Genomic DNA, 14,265 nt, shown 5'->3' on the forward strand with positions numbered 1-14,265 from the left:
ACTTGTTTGATTGCGAGAAAATAGCGAGTATGTTACGTTTTGTTCTTCATAGCACAAGAAGAACAAAACGTTTTTTTTATTAAATAAAGTAACATCTTTCGTTATAATAACAAATAATAACGTATGATTGAGAGGAATGAAAATGAAATCTATATATATAACCGGTTATATGGGAGCTGGGAAAACAACAATTGGAAAAGCGTTAAGTAAAGAACTCCATATGGAAGTTGTAGATACAGATCAAAAAATCGAAGAGCAGAAAGAGAAAGCGATTCGGCATATTTTTGCAGAAGAAGGCGAAAGGGCTTTTCGCGAATATGAAAGTGAGATGTTACGTTCACTATCGATTCAGAATGTAATTATTACAACTGGTGGAGGGATTATTGAACGAGAGGAAAATCGAAAGTGGATGAAGGAAAATGGAACTGTTGTGTATTTATATTGTGATCCACATGTAATTGCAGAAAGGCTTCGTGAAGATACGACACGTCCACTATTTCAGAAGAAAGATATAGATGCATTTGTAACGAAATTTGAATCGCGCCGAGCTTATTATGAAGAGGCTGATATTCATATCGATACGACAAATAAGTCGGTAAAGCAAATTATGAATGAATTAAAGCAAAAGATTAATGAATAAAAAAGTGGACATACTAATCAAGTAGAGGTGATGATAATATGTCTACTAATGATTATGTACGCTTTGTGACACAGCAATTTGTGTCATATATGGATGCTCCAAAAGAGGATCGAAAACAACAGAAACAACAACGTCGTGCAGAGAAAGAGCCATTCTTAAATAAATGGTTTGGTGTTATGCCGCTGAGCGCTGCCTTGTTTTATCGAAATGTAAAAAATAAAAGAAAAAAATCAAGCTAACTGGTCCGTAATATGTCTAGCAAAATAACAATCCCCTAGTAGCATCATATACTAGGGGATTGTTATTTACTGCACGGATTCTTTTTCCTCAGTAACTGCATGTATTTTATTGTTTACCCATACAAATCCAATTCCGATACAAATAGAAATCCCCCAGCCAACAGCGGTCATAATAGCTCTCATTTCACCATATCCATCTACACCGAAAACAGAGATGAAATAGATTTTCAAGAAGCTTTTTAATATAAATTGAAGACCGAAAAATAGTGTTAAATATTGCAGTGCTGGATATATGCGACTATCCCGGTAAAGCTCGCGACTTTTATCGCGGTCATGGCCTTGCAGCGCTGCGATATCCGCTGCGAAATATAACATAATTGGTTTTTTCATAAAGATTGTACATATAACGATGCAGCCAAGTACGATATGATAATATGCATCATTCCATAGCATTCGTTCCGCTGATCCAGATATTAAGTCTACCGCTGTATTAGAAATAAGTGTAATTAAAATAAAGAACCCTGTAACGTTAAACTGTTTTTCTTTTTTAAAGGTATACAGTGTATAAATAATCCCCGGAACAGAGGAAATTAACATTGCGTAATAAGGATCGATATAAGGTTTTGCAAATTTCCAAATGAGGAACGGGAATACGAGATAAAAGACAAGATCTAATATAGCTTTTTTATTTTGATTCATACATGGCCTCCTTAAGTCATACATATATTTTATAATATAATTTCTGAAAATTGTATAAGGTTAATGAAAAAAAAGAAAAGTAGATGTTTAATAGATTAAGAAATTGCCCCTAGCGTAGTAAGTTTTTTTAGTATATAATAAAGGAAACGCTTTCATTTTTTGCTTTGTTCACAAAATGGACGGAAAATCACATATTTACTATTGATATGTTGCTTTATAATGAAACTAATTAAATATACATGCATACAATATTGTGAAATAAATAACATAAATAATCTATATAAATGTAAACGTTATCAAAGAGAGAGGTGGAGACAATGAGTAAATTTTTCTTCAATCATAATCCAGCAACATTAGAGGATGGAAGACTTGTTAAGTATGCTGAAATTATTTATGGAGAAGGTGGCCGTTCTGTATTAGAAAATTTAATGGTGAAGGCATCTATCAGATTGCGTGATCGTTATCCGAATAAATCTGACGAACAGATCTCGAACCTCGTAAATCAAGGCATCCATGATATGTTTCAAAAATACGTGAATGAGTAAGAGCAGCTACTGGCTGCTCTTATTTTTTTTGTATAAGGATTGTGCTTTTAGCTGAAAATAAAGGTGCATTTTGAAGTGTGTAAAAAGGAGGGGAAAAGATGAGCAATGGAATTGGTCGTTCAAAAAAAAATCTTCCAACTGATGCAAATCATGTAAGCGCGAAGGACCGTGCAAATCAAAAACGTATGACAGAGAAAAAACAACAAGAGCGTAATGACGATAGAGAATAGGATGGAAAAACATCTTAAAGAAAGCTCCTTCAACAGTTGAAGGAGCTTTCTTTAAGATAGAAAATGATTTGCGGTAACATAAAAGAGACCACCGTTTATAATTTGTATTGTAATACGTGGTTCGTATTGTTCTTGTAATGCTTGCTTTTCAATTTCATAGCTTTCTGGAAGTTCATCGCTATCTTCGTAAAATCGATTTAAAAGGTCTAAATCGTGATTCCAACGCACTCTCGCTTCTTTTGCCCACGTGTGGTCATCTTCAGCGATTATACTTTTTAAAGCATCCTCTATACGTTGTAAGCCACTTTGTGGCTTAATGATAGGTGAGAGCGTAAAACAAAAATCAGGTATTTTCGGTGTGAGTTTGATCTCTGCTAAAGTGTCATGAAAGTTTGCAATCATTGTCCCGGAAATAAGATGAATACCGATGGAATGAAGTATGTCTTTTTTTCGGTCGCATTGATAAGATACTTTTATATTTACACCAAGCCAAGGATGAAGGGGGGTATGAGTTGCCCCGCTATGTTTCACTTCCTCATATAAACGTATGTATGAGCCTAGTTCTTTTGTCGTTTCAAATATTTGATGCAAACGTGGTGAACCGTAATGAATAAGTTCACCGTCGTTTTCTTCGTTTTCCGGATTTGTAATAAGAGTAAGGCGCATCGGGTTCGGAACGCCTCCTGTTTTTTCAAGATAGTGCCAATAGAAAGGGCGGTTCATTAATAACTTATCCATTTCAATTGTTAACTGCACGTCTAATAGGTGAGGGGAACGCTCTAAAATTTCACAGTTATTCGCCTCAAAAAAGTTGTATAAGTAATTATGAATTTCATTTTGCTGCATAGTCCTGCACCTCTGCTTCATTGCGCTTCGCAAAATCGATAATAGATGTTAAATTTTCCATCTTGATTCGAATTTCACCTTCGCTTTTTGACTGCGCGAAAATTTCTTGAATATGCGCATCAATATTTTTCATGTTGATTCTCGTTAAAATTTCATCGAGTTCACCGATTACACGTTCAAATAAATTAATTTTTTCATATAGTAGTTTTAAAATGTGCTCTTCAACAGTGTGCTTTGTTGCTAAGTTATAAATATGAACATCATTTTTTTGTCCAAGACGGTGAATACGTCCAATCCTTTGCTCGAGTCGCATTGGATTCCACGGTAAGTCGTAATTAATCATATGGCTACAAAATTGTAAGTTAATTCCTTCACCACCAGCTTCGGTCGCAATTAATACTTGGGCACGATTTTGGAAAAGCTCCTTCATCCAATCTTTTTTCCCGCGCTTAAATCCACCGCGAAATGGTACAGAGGAAATGCCATGTTGTTGTAAGAACCATTGTAAATACATTTGTGAAGCTCTATATTCAGTGAAGATAATGACTTTATCGTCAATTTCTTTTATAAGCTCTAGTGCTTTATTTGCTTTGGAGTTAAACGGAATATAATTAATTTTATCCATCAGCACATCAATATGTGGGTCCTTTATGTAATGCTCATTTTCTTTCTGCCTTTTTTCTACATGTTTTTTTAATGAATAGTAAACAGCTTCACGACTACTACATGCTTCCCGTTTTAAAGTTAAGGATGAGAAAGCAGATGTGACGGCATCTTGTCCACGCCAATTTTCAATTTCATTATACAAAGCTTGTTCTTCTTCATTAAATTCAACGAAGATTGTTCGTACATGCCTTTTCGGCCAATCAATGCCAGTGTTATTGCGTCTATTTCGAACCATTACTTTATTGATAAGAGCTTTTAAATCTTCATCGGATTCAGTGGAACGATTTTTGGAAGCGTAATATTCTTCAAAATTAGATTGATTGCCTAAATGACCTGGTTTTAATAAAGAAACGAGGTTGAAGATTTCATCAATTTTATTTTGAACAGGAGTTGCAGTTAGTAATAAACAAAACTTCTTTTTTAATCGCTGTGCAAATTCATAGTTTTTTGTTTTATTATTTTTTAGTTTATGTGCTTCATCGATAATAATAAGGTCATACTCTAGGTTTAAAACGATATCGCGATGCGGTGAACGTTTCGCAGTATCGATTGATGAAACGATGACATCAGCTTGTTCCCAAGAATAACTTTTCTTTTGAGCGACCGCAGGAATAAAAAATTTTGTGTTTAGTTCATACGCCCACTGAGATACGAGAGAAGCTGGAACGAGAATGAGTACCTTTTTTACAAGTCCTCGAACCATATATTCTTTTAAAATAAGTCCAGCTTCAATCGTTTTTCCAAGTCCGACTTCGTCTGCTAGAATCGCTTTACCATTCATTTGTTCAATGACATTTTGAGCGACCTCTAATTGATGTGGAAGCGGCGTGAAATGTGATAAATGTTTCGGTGCTTGCAATCCATCAAAAGTAGGGACGAGTAACGATTTCTCTGTTTTATAAGCTAAATGATATAAATCCCAATTTGTCCAAGGACCATCTTCATCAATTCTTTTTAAAAAATTGTTTTGCCATGTTCGATCTACGGAAATATCGACATTCATTAAGACTCTCCCACCTTTTATAAACTAAAGTGATTATTAAAAAAATCTTTATTATAAGCCTTGTAATAAGGCGCTATCACAATTACTAAAAGTTAAAGAATAGACAGCGATAAAGGTCTAAATCTTAAAAGTTGTATTTAATATGATTAAGAATAAAAAATTCTAAATTATTTTTTATGCTAGAATATTGATGAAATATAGCGAATGATGTTAGGATAATGGTGTGAAATGTGTGGAATCTTTCGTATTTTATCCAAGAAAGCAATTTTTTATTTACGCTTTCATAAAAAAATATACTGAGATTCCGTATATCCTATATTTTCAGAATGAAAATGTTTAGATATGGGAAGCAACTTTTATTGATTTGTCAGAGCATAAGGGGGAAAGAGCATGATTACATTACAACGTACACCGTTATTTGATGTATACGCGAAGTATGGTGGGAAAACAGTCGACTTCGGTGGTTGGGAATTACCAGTTCAATTTTCAAGCATTAAAGAGGAACATGAAGCTGTACGTACAGGAGCAGGTTTGTTCGATGTATCTCATATGGGAGAAGTAGAGGTAAAAGGTGTAGATAGTTTAGCATTTTTACAACGTGTTGTTACAAATGACGTATCTACCTTAAAGGTAGGGGGCGCACAATATACAGCTATGTGCTATGAAAATGGTGGCACAGTAGATGATTTATTAATCTACAAACGTGGTGAAGAAGACTATTTATTAGTAATCAATGCATCAAATATCGAGAAAGATTACGAATGGTTAGCTAGCCATGTAATTGGCGATGCGAAAGTAGTCAATGTTTCTAGTGAAGTTGCGCAGCTTGCAATTCAAGGACCAAAAGCAGAAGGCATTTTACAAAAAGTTGTGTCAGAAGATTTGAAAGAAATTAAGTTCTTTAAATTTAAAAATAATATTCTTGTAGATGGAATTCCTGCACTTGTATCTCGTACAGGTTACACAGGTGAAGATGGATTCGAAATTTACTGTAAGAGTGAAGATGCAGCAAAACTTTGGGAGAAACTTCTTGAAGTGGGAGCAGAAGAGGGGTTAAAACCATGTGGCTTAGGTGCTCGTGATACACTTCGCTTCGAAGCAACACTTCCGTTATACGGACAAGAGTTATCAAAAGATATTACACCGATTGAAGCGGGAATTGGCTTTGCGGTAAAACCAAATAAAGAAGTAGATTTCTTTGGAAAAGAAACGTTAAAAGAGCAAAAAGAAAACGGTGCATCTCGTAAATTAGTCGGCATCGAAGTAATCGAACGCGGTATTCCTCGTACGCATTACCCTGTATTTATAGGAGAAGAAAAAATCGGGGAAGTAACGAGTGGTACACAATCTCCAACGTTAAAGAAAAGCATTGGTTTAGCACTAATTGATGTAAAATACGCAGCAGTTGATACAGAAGTAGAAATTGAAATTCGTAATAAACGCGTCAAAGCAGTAGTTGTTCCAACACCATTTTATAAACGTTCAAAGTAACGGGGAGAGGGGTAGATTTCATGTTGCATCGTTATCTTCCAATGACAGAAGAAGACAAAAAAGAAATGTTACAAACAATCGGCGTTCAAACGATTGATGAGTTATTCTCTGATATTCCAGAGAGTGTTCGTTTTAAAGGGGATTTAAAAATTAAAGAAGCAAAATCAGAGCCAGAGCTTTTAAAAGAGCTATCTCAAATGGCTAGCAAAAATGCGAACTTAAAAGAATATGCTTCTTTCTTAGGAGCAGGTGTATACGATCATTATGCTCCAGTAATTGTTGATCATGTTATTTCTCGTTCAGAATTTTATACAGCTTACACACCATACCAACCAGAAATTTCACAAGGAGAATTACAAGCAATTTTTGAGTTCCAAACAATGATTTGTGAATTAACAGGAATGGATGTAGCAAACTCTTCTATGTATGACGGAGGTACAGCTTTAGCTGAAGCGGCAATGTTAGCAGCTGGTCATACACGCAAAAAGAAAATTCTTGTATCTAAGGCAGTTCATCCAGAATCAAGAGCGGTACTTGAAACATATGCAAAAGGTCAACATCTTGAAGTTGTTGAAATTGATCATAAAGACGGTGTAACAGATTTAGACGTATTACAAAGTGAAGTAGATGATACAGTTGCTTGCGTAATCGTTCAATATCCAAACTTCTTCGGACAAGTTGAAAAGTTAGCTGATATCGAAAAAATCGTTCATCAACAAAAATCATTGTTTATCGTTTCTTCAAATCCATTATCATTAGGCGCATTAACACCGCCAGGAAAATTTGGTGCTGATATTGTAATCGGTGATGCACAGCCATTTGGTATCCCAACGCAGTTTGGTGGACCTCATTGTGGTTACTTTGCAACAACGAAAGCATTTATGCGTAAAATTCCAGGACGTCTTGTCGGACAAACTGTAGATTCAGATGGTAAACGTGGGTTTGTATTAACGTTACAAGCACGTGAACAGCATATTCGCCGTGATAAAGCGACGTCTAACATTTGTTCAAACCAAGCTTTAAATGCATTAGCAGCATCAGTTGCAATGACGGCACTTGGAAAACAAGGTGTGAAAGAAATGGCACGTCAAAATATTTCTAAAGCACAATATGCAAAACGTCAATTTGAAGCGAAAGGCTTCACTGTAACGTTCGCTGGACCATTCTTCAATGAATTTGTTGTAGATTGTAAACGTCCAGTTAAAGAAATAAATGATGTATTAATACAAAAGAATATTATCGGTGGTTACGACCTAGGCCGTGATTATAAAGAGCATGAAAACCATATGCTTGTAGCAGTAACAGAGCTTCGTACAAAAGAGGAAATTGACACACTTGTAAACGAAATGGGGGCTATCCAATGAAGAACCAAGACCAAGCACTTATTTTTGAAGTGACTAAAGAAGGACGCGTAGGATATAGCTTACCCAAACTAGATGTAGAAGAAGTAAAATTAGAAGATGTATTTGAGAGCGATTATATTCGCGTTGAAGATGCAGAGCTTCCAGAAGTATCTGAACTTGATATTATGCGCCATTACACAGCGCTTTCAAACCGTAACCACGGCGTTGATTCTGGATTCTATCCACTTGGATCTTGTACGATGAAATATAATCCGAAAATTAATGAAAACGTAGCTCGCTTCGCAGGCTTTGCAAATATTCATCCACTTCAAGATGAAAAAACAGTGCAAGGTGCAATGGAATTAATGTACGACTTACAAGAACATTTAATTGAAATTACAGGTATGGATACTGTTACCTTACAACCAGCAGCTGGTGCACATGGAGAATGGACAGGTTTAATGTTGATTCGTGCATACCATGAAGCAAATGGTGACTTTAACCGTACGAAAGTAATTGTTCCTGATTCTGCTCACGGAACAAACCCGGCGTCTGCAACAGTAGCTGGTTTTGAAACAATTACGGTGAAATCAAATGAACATGGTCTTGTTGACTTAGATGATTTAAAACGTGTTGTAAACGAAGAAACAGCAGCACTTATGTTAACAAATCCAAATACATTAGGCCTATTCGAAGAAAATATTTTAGAAATGGCAGAAATCGTCCATAACGCAGGCGGTAAATTATACTATGATGGTGCAAACTTAAATGCGGTATTAAGCCAAGCGCGCCCAGGAGATATGGGATTTGACGTTGTACATTTAAACCTTCATAAAACATTTACAGGTCCGCATGGCGGCGGTGGTCCAGGTTCTGGTCCAGTAGGTGTGAAAGCTGATTTAATTCCGTACTTACCAAAACCGATTTTAGAGAAAACGGAAAATGGCTATCACTTCAACTATGATCGTCCAGAAGCAATTGGGCGTGTGAAACCATTCTATGGTAACTTCGGAATTAACGTTCGTGCATACACATATATTCGTTCTATGGGTCCAGATGGACTACGTGCAGTAACTGAGTATGCTGTATTAAATGCGAACTATATGATGAGAAGATTAGCACCATTCTATGATCTTCCGTTCGATAGGCATTGCAAGCATGAATTTGTATTATCAGGTCGTCGTCAAAAGAAACTTGGTGTACGTACATTAGATATTGCAAAACGTCTGCTTGATTTTGGTTACCATCCACCAACAATTTACTTCCCATTAAATGTGGAAGAATGTATTATGATTGAGCCAACAGAAACAGAATCAAAAGAAACATTAGATGGTTTCATTGATAAGATGATTCAAATTGCTAAAGAGGTAGAAGAAAATCCAGAAGTTGTACAAGAAGCACCACATACAACGGTAATAAAACGTTTGGATGAAACATTGGCTGCTCGTAAACCAGTTTTACGTTATGAAAAGCTAGCACCTGTACAAGTGTGATTGGAATAAAAAGAACTCGCTATATGCGGGTTCTTTTTTTTTGCAACATTGGTGCAGCTAGAATGAAAAAAATGTTAAAAATTTATATTTTTTGTTTCATATTGCTGTAAAGATGCGGTTTTATAGGTGGTTTTGTTGAAAAAGTCGGTTTGATAAAAGTATTTATTTTTGTTAGAATTTTATTGAAATTAAGAAGATGTGATGAGGTAGAAATTACTCATTTTTATGTATATGTGAAAAAACGAGCAAGGCGGGGGTGGAAGCGTGGGATATCGATGTTATAGAATGGTATACCATTTAGAAAATGGAGAAACAATTAAAGATGTAAAAGAATTTTGTTACAGAGACCAAGGAAAAGTGTTAGAAAGAGTAGCGCACCGTGTAATGGATAATAGAGAAGTGACAGCGATTGATAAACAAGGAACAATCATTTCAATAGCGTGTGAGGACATTGTAAAGGTGGAACTTGATTACATAACAGAAAGTTAACCTTGAGTCATATCGAATTATTCGATACAATATACTGTTGAATGGTGAAGAGAGAAGAGAGGAGTTTATCATGGATAATACAAGACACTTTTATATGTTTATTTTAGCGTTTGTTCTTGTTGTGGCGTTAACGATTTATTTAATTGTTGATAGTAGCTGGTACAATACAGTTCATCCAGCATTCCTTCTTTTTATGTATGTAGGAATTGCGGTTGTTAGTTTCGGAATGAGAGACGAAATGTTAGATCGCTTTGAAAAGTGATACATATACGAAAGACCAACAGGAAAATGTTGGTCTTTTTTTCTTGCCAAAAATAGGATGGTGTGTATATACTGTATATATAATATATATACAGTATATACACACTGGAGGAAAACATGAATATTATTATTTCGAATTCTTCCCAAGACCCTATTTATGTGCAAATAAGGAAACAATTAAGCCAGCTTATTTTAAATGGTGGTTTAAAGGGTGGAGATCAATTACCGTCTATTCGTAGTTTAGCGAAGGAATTACAAATTAGTGTAATTACAACGAAGCGTGCATACGAGGAGCTTGAAAAAGAAGGATATATAGAAACTGTTGCTGGGAAGGGGACTTATGTTTCACGTAAAAATAATGAACTATTAAAAGAACAGCGGCTACGTCTATTGGAAAGTAAAGTGGAAGAGATTGTGAATGAAAGTAAAGTGTTGCAGCTTTCACTTGAAGAGTTGCAACAGATGATTGCGTGTTTATATGAGGGGGAATAAGAGATGTTAGAGCTAAAAAACGTTTGTAAAACTTATCAAGATTTCTCAGTGGAAAATGTAAGTTTTACATTGCCACGTGGATATATTATGGGATTTATCGGACCGAATGGAGCTGGGAAAAGTACGACGATCAAAATGATTATGAATTTAATCAGAAAAGAGAGCGGTGATATAAAAATTTTTGGTAAGGACAATAAGAAAGCCGAAAAGGAAATAAAACAAAATATTGGTTTTGTATATGATGAAAATCATTATTACGAAGATTTAACGTGTGAGCAAATGAAACGGATTATTGCACCGTTATATAAAAAGTGGGACGAAAAGCAGTATCAATCGTATATGCAGAGATTACAAGTTCCAAAGTATAAAAAGATTAAAGCGTTATCCAAAGGGATGAAAATGAAATTTGCGATTGCAATCGCACTTTCACACCATGCGGAATTTATTATTATGGATGAACCCACAGCAGGATTAGACCCAGTTGTTCGAAGTGAATTGCTTGATATGCTGCAGGAAATTGTGATGGAGGATGAAGTGTCTGTCTTATTTTCAACGCACATTACAACAGACCTAGAACGCATCGCAGATTACATTACGTTTATCAATGACGGAGAAATTATATTTACTGGTGAGAAAGATGAATTAATGGAGAACTACGTAATCGTAAAGGGAAGCAATGATTTATTAGACCGAGAAGGAAAAGAGCTATTTGTTGGATTACGAAAAAATAAATTTGGTTTCGAAGGTTTAGCAGAGGATAAACAAGCAATTATCGATTGGTTTGGAAATGAGGTTGTAATAGAAAAGCCTACATTAGATGATATTATCGTTTATACCGCGAAAGGGAGAGGTGCCTATGCGTCAGCTCGTATATAAAGATTTGTTCTTTTTTCGGGGGATATGGCCAGTGTATCTTACTATACCCTTTGTATTCTTTTTGTTTGAACCCGGTGATGGAATGCTGTTTCCTATGAGTTGTTTATTTATAACTCTTTCCGCAGTTATGATATTAGTCGTAATAGATGAACGAAATACAAGTGACATTATTATGAATAGTTTACCGTTAAGTAGAAAGGATATCATAATTGCTAGATATATTTCCTGTGCAATATTCATTGTAGGGGGCATGGTTTCCACTATGCTAGTTGTTTTTCTTATAAGAGGTATCGCTGTTATTGGTGATATCGGTGCATACTATCCTAAACTTTATATTGAGATTTCATGGTATGAAGTAATAAATGGAATTGTTTACGCCGTATTTTGGATGGTCACCTTTTTCCCTATTTATTATGTTACAAAATCGAAGGCGGTAATAAGTATAATAGCAGCTGCTTCAATAATAGTTGGGGGGATACTTTGGATATTTATTAGTGATTGGCTCAATGAAACAACACCTTCATTTCTTGAGTGGATTATGAATCCTCTACATATTGGTGTATTTATAATTGGATTCATTACATTAGTTAGTATTTATATCGCTTCTATGTTTCTTACAATTAAAATTTATGAAGCACGTGATTTGTAGAAAAGGCTCTTTTCATACTAGGAGGTGTAATATATGATCAAGCAACTAGTCTTAAAAGATATGATGTTGCAAAGAAAGTTAGGGTTTGCTTATCTTATATGCTTGTTTTTCCTTGCTATTGTTGATTTTCGTAGTGATAGTTTTCTGATGACATTTAGCATGTTTATACCTGTTCTTGGAATGATGCTGTCAATGAGTTATGAGGATAAAAATAAAAGTGAAATGATAATAAATAGTTTACCGTTGCAGCGTAAAGAAATTGTCATAGCGAAATACATATTTGTAAGTATTTTAGTTGCTTTAGGTGGGATTTTCCCATTTGCCGTTAGTTTAATCCAGTTGCAAAACGAAAATACAACTGTATTTATTCTATGGGGAGCGATTCTCGGAGGAATAACAGGTGGTTTTGTTTATAGCATAATTGTGCTCCCGATTGAATTTTCAGTAGGATATAGCAGTGCAAAACAAATTGCTCCTTTTATCGGAATTGCATTTGGGTATTTAAGTGGACTGATTGTAAGTAACGTATGGTTAAGTGTAGAAAATGATTGGAACACTAGTATATTCATAAATATTTGTTTCATAGCAGGACTGCTTCTTTTATATATCATGTCTATGTTACTCTCAATTAATTTGTATAATGAGCGTGATTTGTGAGGGGAGGGGAATGTTGTTGAAACAACTAATTTTAAAAGACTTCATCGTCCAATGGAAATTTTTAATTTGGTACATACTGTATCCTATTTTCTTTTATATGGCTTTAACAGATACGAAAAATTTATTCGTAATTATGTCAGTCATTTTTACAGTTATGGCAACCGTTAAAACATTTAATGAGGATAGTAAAAATGAGAGTGAAGTTATATTAAATAGTTTACCAATATTGAAAAAAGAAATTGTATTTGCAAAGTATATAGTAGCAATTATTATTCTTTTCATAAGCGTAACGATTGGCTGTTTCACGATGGGAATGAAGAATGGAGTTAATGTATTTGAATTTATTGAAACGACAGTGGTTGCTAGTATTAGCTTTATTTTAGTATATTTAAGCTTTGTTTTACCGATATCATTTTGGCTAGGGTATAAAAAAACTGTTTTTATTACGATATTCATATTTATAGCACCGATTGTTATTTTAGAGACGTTCTTTCAAATCAACCTGGAACAAATTCAACTATATAATAGCTTATTGTTCGTTAGTTCAATATGCATGTTCATAGCATCTGTCTTCGCTTCGATTAAGCTATATGAAAAAAGAGAATTTTAAAAGGTGCCTCATAAAAGGCACCTTCTTCAATAATGACAATAGGAAAGCAGCAGTTTATAAACAGAAACGTTATTCGGCAAATCTTTTGGAGTATGTAATATAAAGCTGAAAACGATAACGAAAATGAGAAAGAGGAAAAATAAAAATAGGATCTGCTTATGTATAGAATTTTGCATATAACCCACTCCTTTTTTAGGTAGTATGTCCAAAAGAAAGAAGGATATGAAAAATTTTAGGGGAGAATGATGATGAAAAGAAAATGGTTATATAGAATAGGGGTACTTTTATCCTCAATTGGTATCATATTAGCAAATTTTTATTCAGATATACCGCCGCTATTTCCTAGTTTGCATAAAGGGATTGGTATAAGTGTTGTCATAGTTGGTCTGCTTTGTCTTATCGTATCAAATTTCTATAGAAAATCTAAATGAATATAAAAAAGGACAGTTATTCTTTTTCAGAAGAACTGTCCTTTTTTAATAACTTGTTCCATAGCTTGGAAATACTCCATATAATTACGATTGTAATGGAGGCAATAATTGACCAAGCGATAGATGCAATTTCAAGTGCCATGTTAGGAAGGAATGTAAGAATGGATATTACTTTATGAAACAACCATTCTATTATATGAAAACTTATTTGTAATAGAATGACGATCCCGAGTGTAATCCATGCTAACATTTGTTTTCCTTTTTCTTTCCACATGACATTCACCTCACGTTAGCCTAATAATTTTAAGCCAACAGCGCCGCACAGAATGCAGCTTAAGAAGGCAAGGCGACGCCAATCCGCTGATTCACGGAAAATAAGAATACCGAGAAGTGCACTTCCGGCAGTTCCGATTCCAGTCCAAATTGCGTAAGCAGTTCCCATCGGTAATGTATTCATTGCAAGGGATAAGAAGAAGAAGCTTACGCCGAAGTTAGCGATTAAAATAACTTTTGGTGCCCAGCCTTTCTTTTCAGTGGCTACTTTCATAAAGAGTACACCAATAATTTCACAAATACCAGCTAGAATTAAAAATACCCAAGCCATT

The 14,265-nt window shown here is 34.9% G+C and carries 20 protein-coding genes and 1 pseudogene; 15 read left to right on the top strand and 6 right to left on the bottom strand.

Annotated elements, in window-relative coordinates; translation table 11 throughout:
- Positions 1 to 142: 142 nt before the first annotated feature.
- Both QCI75_RS06065 and QCI75_RS06070 read left to right on the top strand, forming a co-directional pair.
- A complete protein-coding gene (locus tag QCI75_RS06065; RefSeq protein ID WP_144504886.1) occupies positions 143 to 640 on the top strand; it encodes a shikimate kinase in 498 nt (165 codons plus the stop codon).
- Positions 641 to 678: 38 nt separating this feature from the next.
- A complete protein-coding gene (locus QCI75_RS06070) occupies positions 679 to 879 on the top strand; it encodes a YqzE family protein (RefSeq protein ID WP_002015009.1) in 201 nt (66 codons plus the stop codon).
- A 66-nt stretch (positions 880 to 945) separates the two neighbouring features.
- On the opposite strand, the gene QCI75_RS06075 is transcribed toward QCI75_RS06070, so the two are convergent.
- Positions 946 to 1,578, bottom strand: a complete 633-nt coding sequence (locus QCI75_RS06075; protein WP_144504887.1) for a VC0807 family protein — start codon at positions 1,576 to 1,578, stop codon at positions 946 to 948.
- 127 nt (positions 1,579 to 1,705) lie between these two features.
- A pseudogene (locus tag QCI75_RS06080) lies at positions 1,706 to 1,823 on the bottom strand (GTP pyrophosphokinase).
- A gap of 72 nt (positions 1,824 to 1,895) precedes the next feature.
- On the opposite strand from QCI75_RS06080, the gene QCI75_RS06085 reads away from it, so the two are divergent.
- Together QCI75_RS06085 and QCI75_RS06090 are read left to right on the top strand one after the other, a co-directional pair.
- Positions 1,896 to 2,123: a hypothetical protein gene (locus QCI75_RS06085; RefSeq protein WP_000032698.1), complete on the top strand. Its 228-nt coding sequence runs from the start codon at positions 1,896 to 1,898 to the stop codon at positions 2,121 to 2,123.
- A 98-nt stretch (positions 2,124 to 2,221) separates the two neighbouring features.
- A complete protein-coding gene (locus QCI75_RS06090) occupies positions 2,222 to 2,353 on the top strand; it encodes a hypothetical protein (protein ID WP_353760074.1) in 132 nt (43 codons plus the stop codon).
- Between the two features lie 51 nt (positions 2,354 to 2,404).
- Here QCI75_RS06090 and QCI75_RS06095 read toward each other — a convergent pair whose 3' ends face one another.
- Both QCI75_RS06095 and QCI75_RS06100 read right to left on the bottom strand, forming a co-directional pair.
- Entirely contained in the window at positions 2,405 to 3,199 is a 795-nt protein-coding gene (locus QCI75_RS06095) for a YqhG family protein (protein ID WP_002088611.1), read from the bottom strand.
- Positions 3,186 to 4,868 (bottom strand): DEAD/DEAH box helicase, encoded by a 1,683-nt coding sequence (locus QCI75_RS06100; protein ID WP_353760075.1) that lies wholly within the window; start codon positions 4,866 to 4,868, stop codon positions 3,186 to 3,188. The genes QCI75_RS06095 and QCI75_RS06100 overlap by 14 nt, the downstream gene beginning before the upstream one ends.
- 390 nt (positions 4,869 to 5,258) lie before the next feature.
- On the opposite strand from QCI75_RS06100, the gene gcvT reads away from it, so the two are divergent.
- The 11 genes from gcvT (at position 5,259) to QCI75_RS06155 (ending at position 13,660) form a co-directional block, all read left to right on the top strand.
- A complete protein-coding gene (gene gcvT / locus QCI75_RS06105; protein WP_353760076.1) occupies positions 5,259 to 6,359 on the top strand; it encodes a glycine cleavage system aminomethyltransferase GcvT in 1,101 nt (366 codons plus the stop codon).
- A 20-nt stretch (positions 6,360 to 6,379) separates the two neighbouring features.
- On the top strand, positions 6,380 to 7,723 hold the full coding sequence (gene gcvPA / locus QCI75_RS06110; RefSeq protein WP_016106146.1) for an aminomethyl-transferring glycine dehydrogenase subunit 1: 1,344 nt from the start codon (positions 6,380 to 6,382) through the stop codon (positions 7,721 to 7,723).
- The gene (gene gcvPB / locus QCI75_RS06115; protein WP_002122485.1) at positions 7,720 to 9,195 is read left to right on the top strand and encodes an aminomethyl-transferring glycine dehydrogenase subunit 2; all 1,476 of its coding nucleotides are present in this window, start codon (positions 7,720 to 7,722) and stop codon (positions 9,193 to 9,195) included. Before gcvPA ends, gcvPB begins: the two co-directional genes overlap by 4 nt.
- A gap of 285 nt (positions 9,196 to 9,480) precedes the next feature.
- On the top strand, positions 9,481 to 9,684 hold the full coding sequence (locus tag QCI75_RS06120; protein WP_000262495.1) for a DUF3929 family protein: 204 nt from the start codon (positions 9,481 to 9,483) through the stop codon (positions 9,682 to 9,684).
- 70 nt (positions 9,685 to 9,754) lie between these two features.
- Positions 9,755 to 9,946, top strand: a complete 192-nt coding sequence (locus QCI75_RS06125) for a hypothetical protein (RefSeq protein WP_002160499.1) — start codon at positions 9,755 to 9,757, stop codon at positions 9,944 to 9,946.
- A gap of 116 nt (positions 9,947 to 10,062) precedes the next feature.
- Complete coding sequence (locus QCI75_RS06130; RefSeq protein WP_002160500.1) at positions 10,063 to 10,437, top strand: GntR family transcriptional regulator; 375 nt, start codon at positions 10,063 to 10,065, stop codon at positions 10,435 to 10,437.
- Between the two features lie 3 nt (positions 10,438 to 10,440).
- Positions 10,441 to 11,313 (top strand): ABC transporter ATP-binding protein, encoded by an 873-nt coding sequence (locus QCI75_RS06135; RefSeq protein ID WP_353760077.1) that lies wholly within the window; start codon positions 10,441 to 10,443, stop codon positions 11,311 to 11,313.
- Complete coding sequence (locus QCI75_RS06140; protein ID WP_353760078.1) at positions 11,294 to 11,962, top strand: ABC-2 transporter permease; 669 nt, start codon at positions 11,294 to 11,296, stop codon at positions 11,960 to 11,962. The genes QCI75_RS06135 and QCI75_RS06140 overlap by 20 nt, the downstream gene beginning before the upstream one ends.
- 33 nt (positions 11,963 to 11,995) lie before the next feature.
- Positions 11,996 to 12,619: an ABC-2 transporter permease gene (locus QCI75_RS06145; RefSeq protein ID WP_353760079.1), complete on the top strand. Its 624-nt coding sequence runs from the start codon at positions 11,996 to 11,998 to the stop codon at positions 12,617 to 12,619.
- A gap of 13 nt (positions 12,620 to 12,632) precedes the next feature.
- A complete protein-coding gene (locus tag QCI75_RS06150; RefSeq protein WP_353760080.1) occupies positions 12,633 to 13,229 on the top strand; it encodes an ABC-2 transporter permease in 597 nt (198 codons plus the stop codon).
- A 245-nt stretch (positions 13,230 to 13,474) separates the two neighbouring features.
- Positions 13,475 to 13,660 carry a hypothetical protein gene (locus QCI75_RS06155; protein WP_353760081.1) on the top strand — a complete coding sequence of 62 codons (186 nt, stop codon included), beginning with the start codon at positions 13,475 to 13,477 and terminating at the stop codon, positions 13,658 to 13,660.
- A gap of 16 nt (positions 13,661 to 13,676) precedes the next feature.
- Here the strand turns inward: QCI75_RS06155 and QCI75_RS06160 are convergent, their stop codons facing one another.
- Positions 13,677 to 13,934 carry a DUF3975 family protein gene (locus QCI75_RS06160; RefSeq protein WP_353760082.1) on the bottom strand — a complete coding sequence of 86 codons (258 nt, stop codon included), beginning with the start codon at positions 13,932 to 13,934 and terminating at the stop codon, positions 13,677 to 13,679.
- A 15-nt stretch (positions 13,935 to 13,949) separates the two neighbouring features.
- Positions 13,950 to 14,264, bottom strand: a complete 315-nt coding sequence (locus QCI75_RS06165) for a DMT family transporter (RefSeq protein ID WP_002111784.1) — start codon at positions 14,262 to 14,264, stop codon at positions 13,950 to 13,952.
- Position 14,265: the final 1 nt, after the last annotated feature.

Source organism: Bacillus cereus group sp. RP43 (assembly GCF_040459645.1).
GTDB classification, from domain to species: domain Bacteria; phylum Bacillota; class Bacilli; order Bacillales; family Bacillaceae_G; genus Bacillus_A; species Bacillus_A mycoides_C.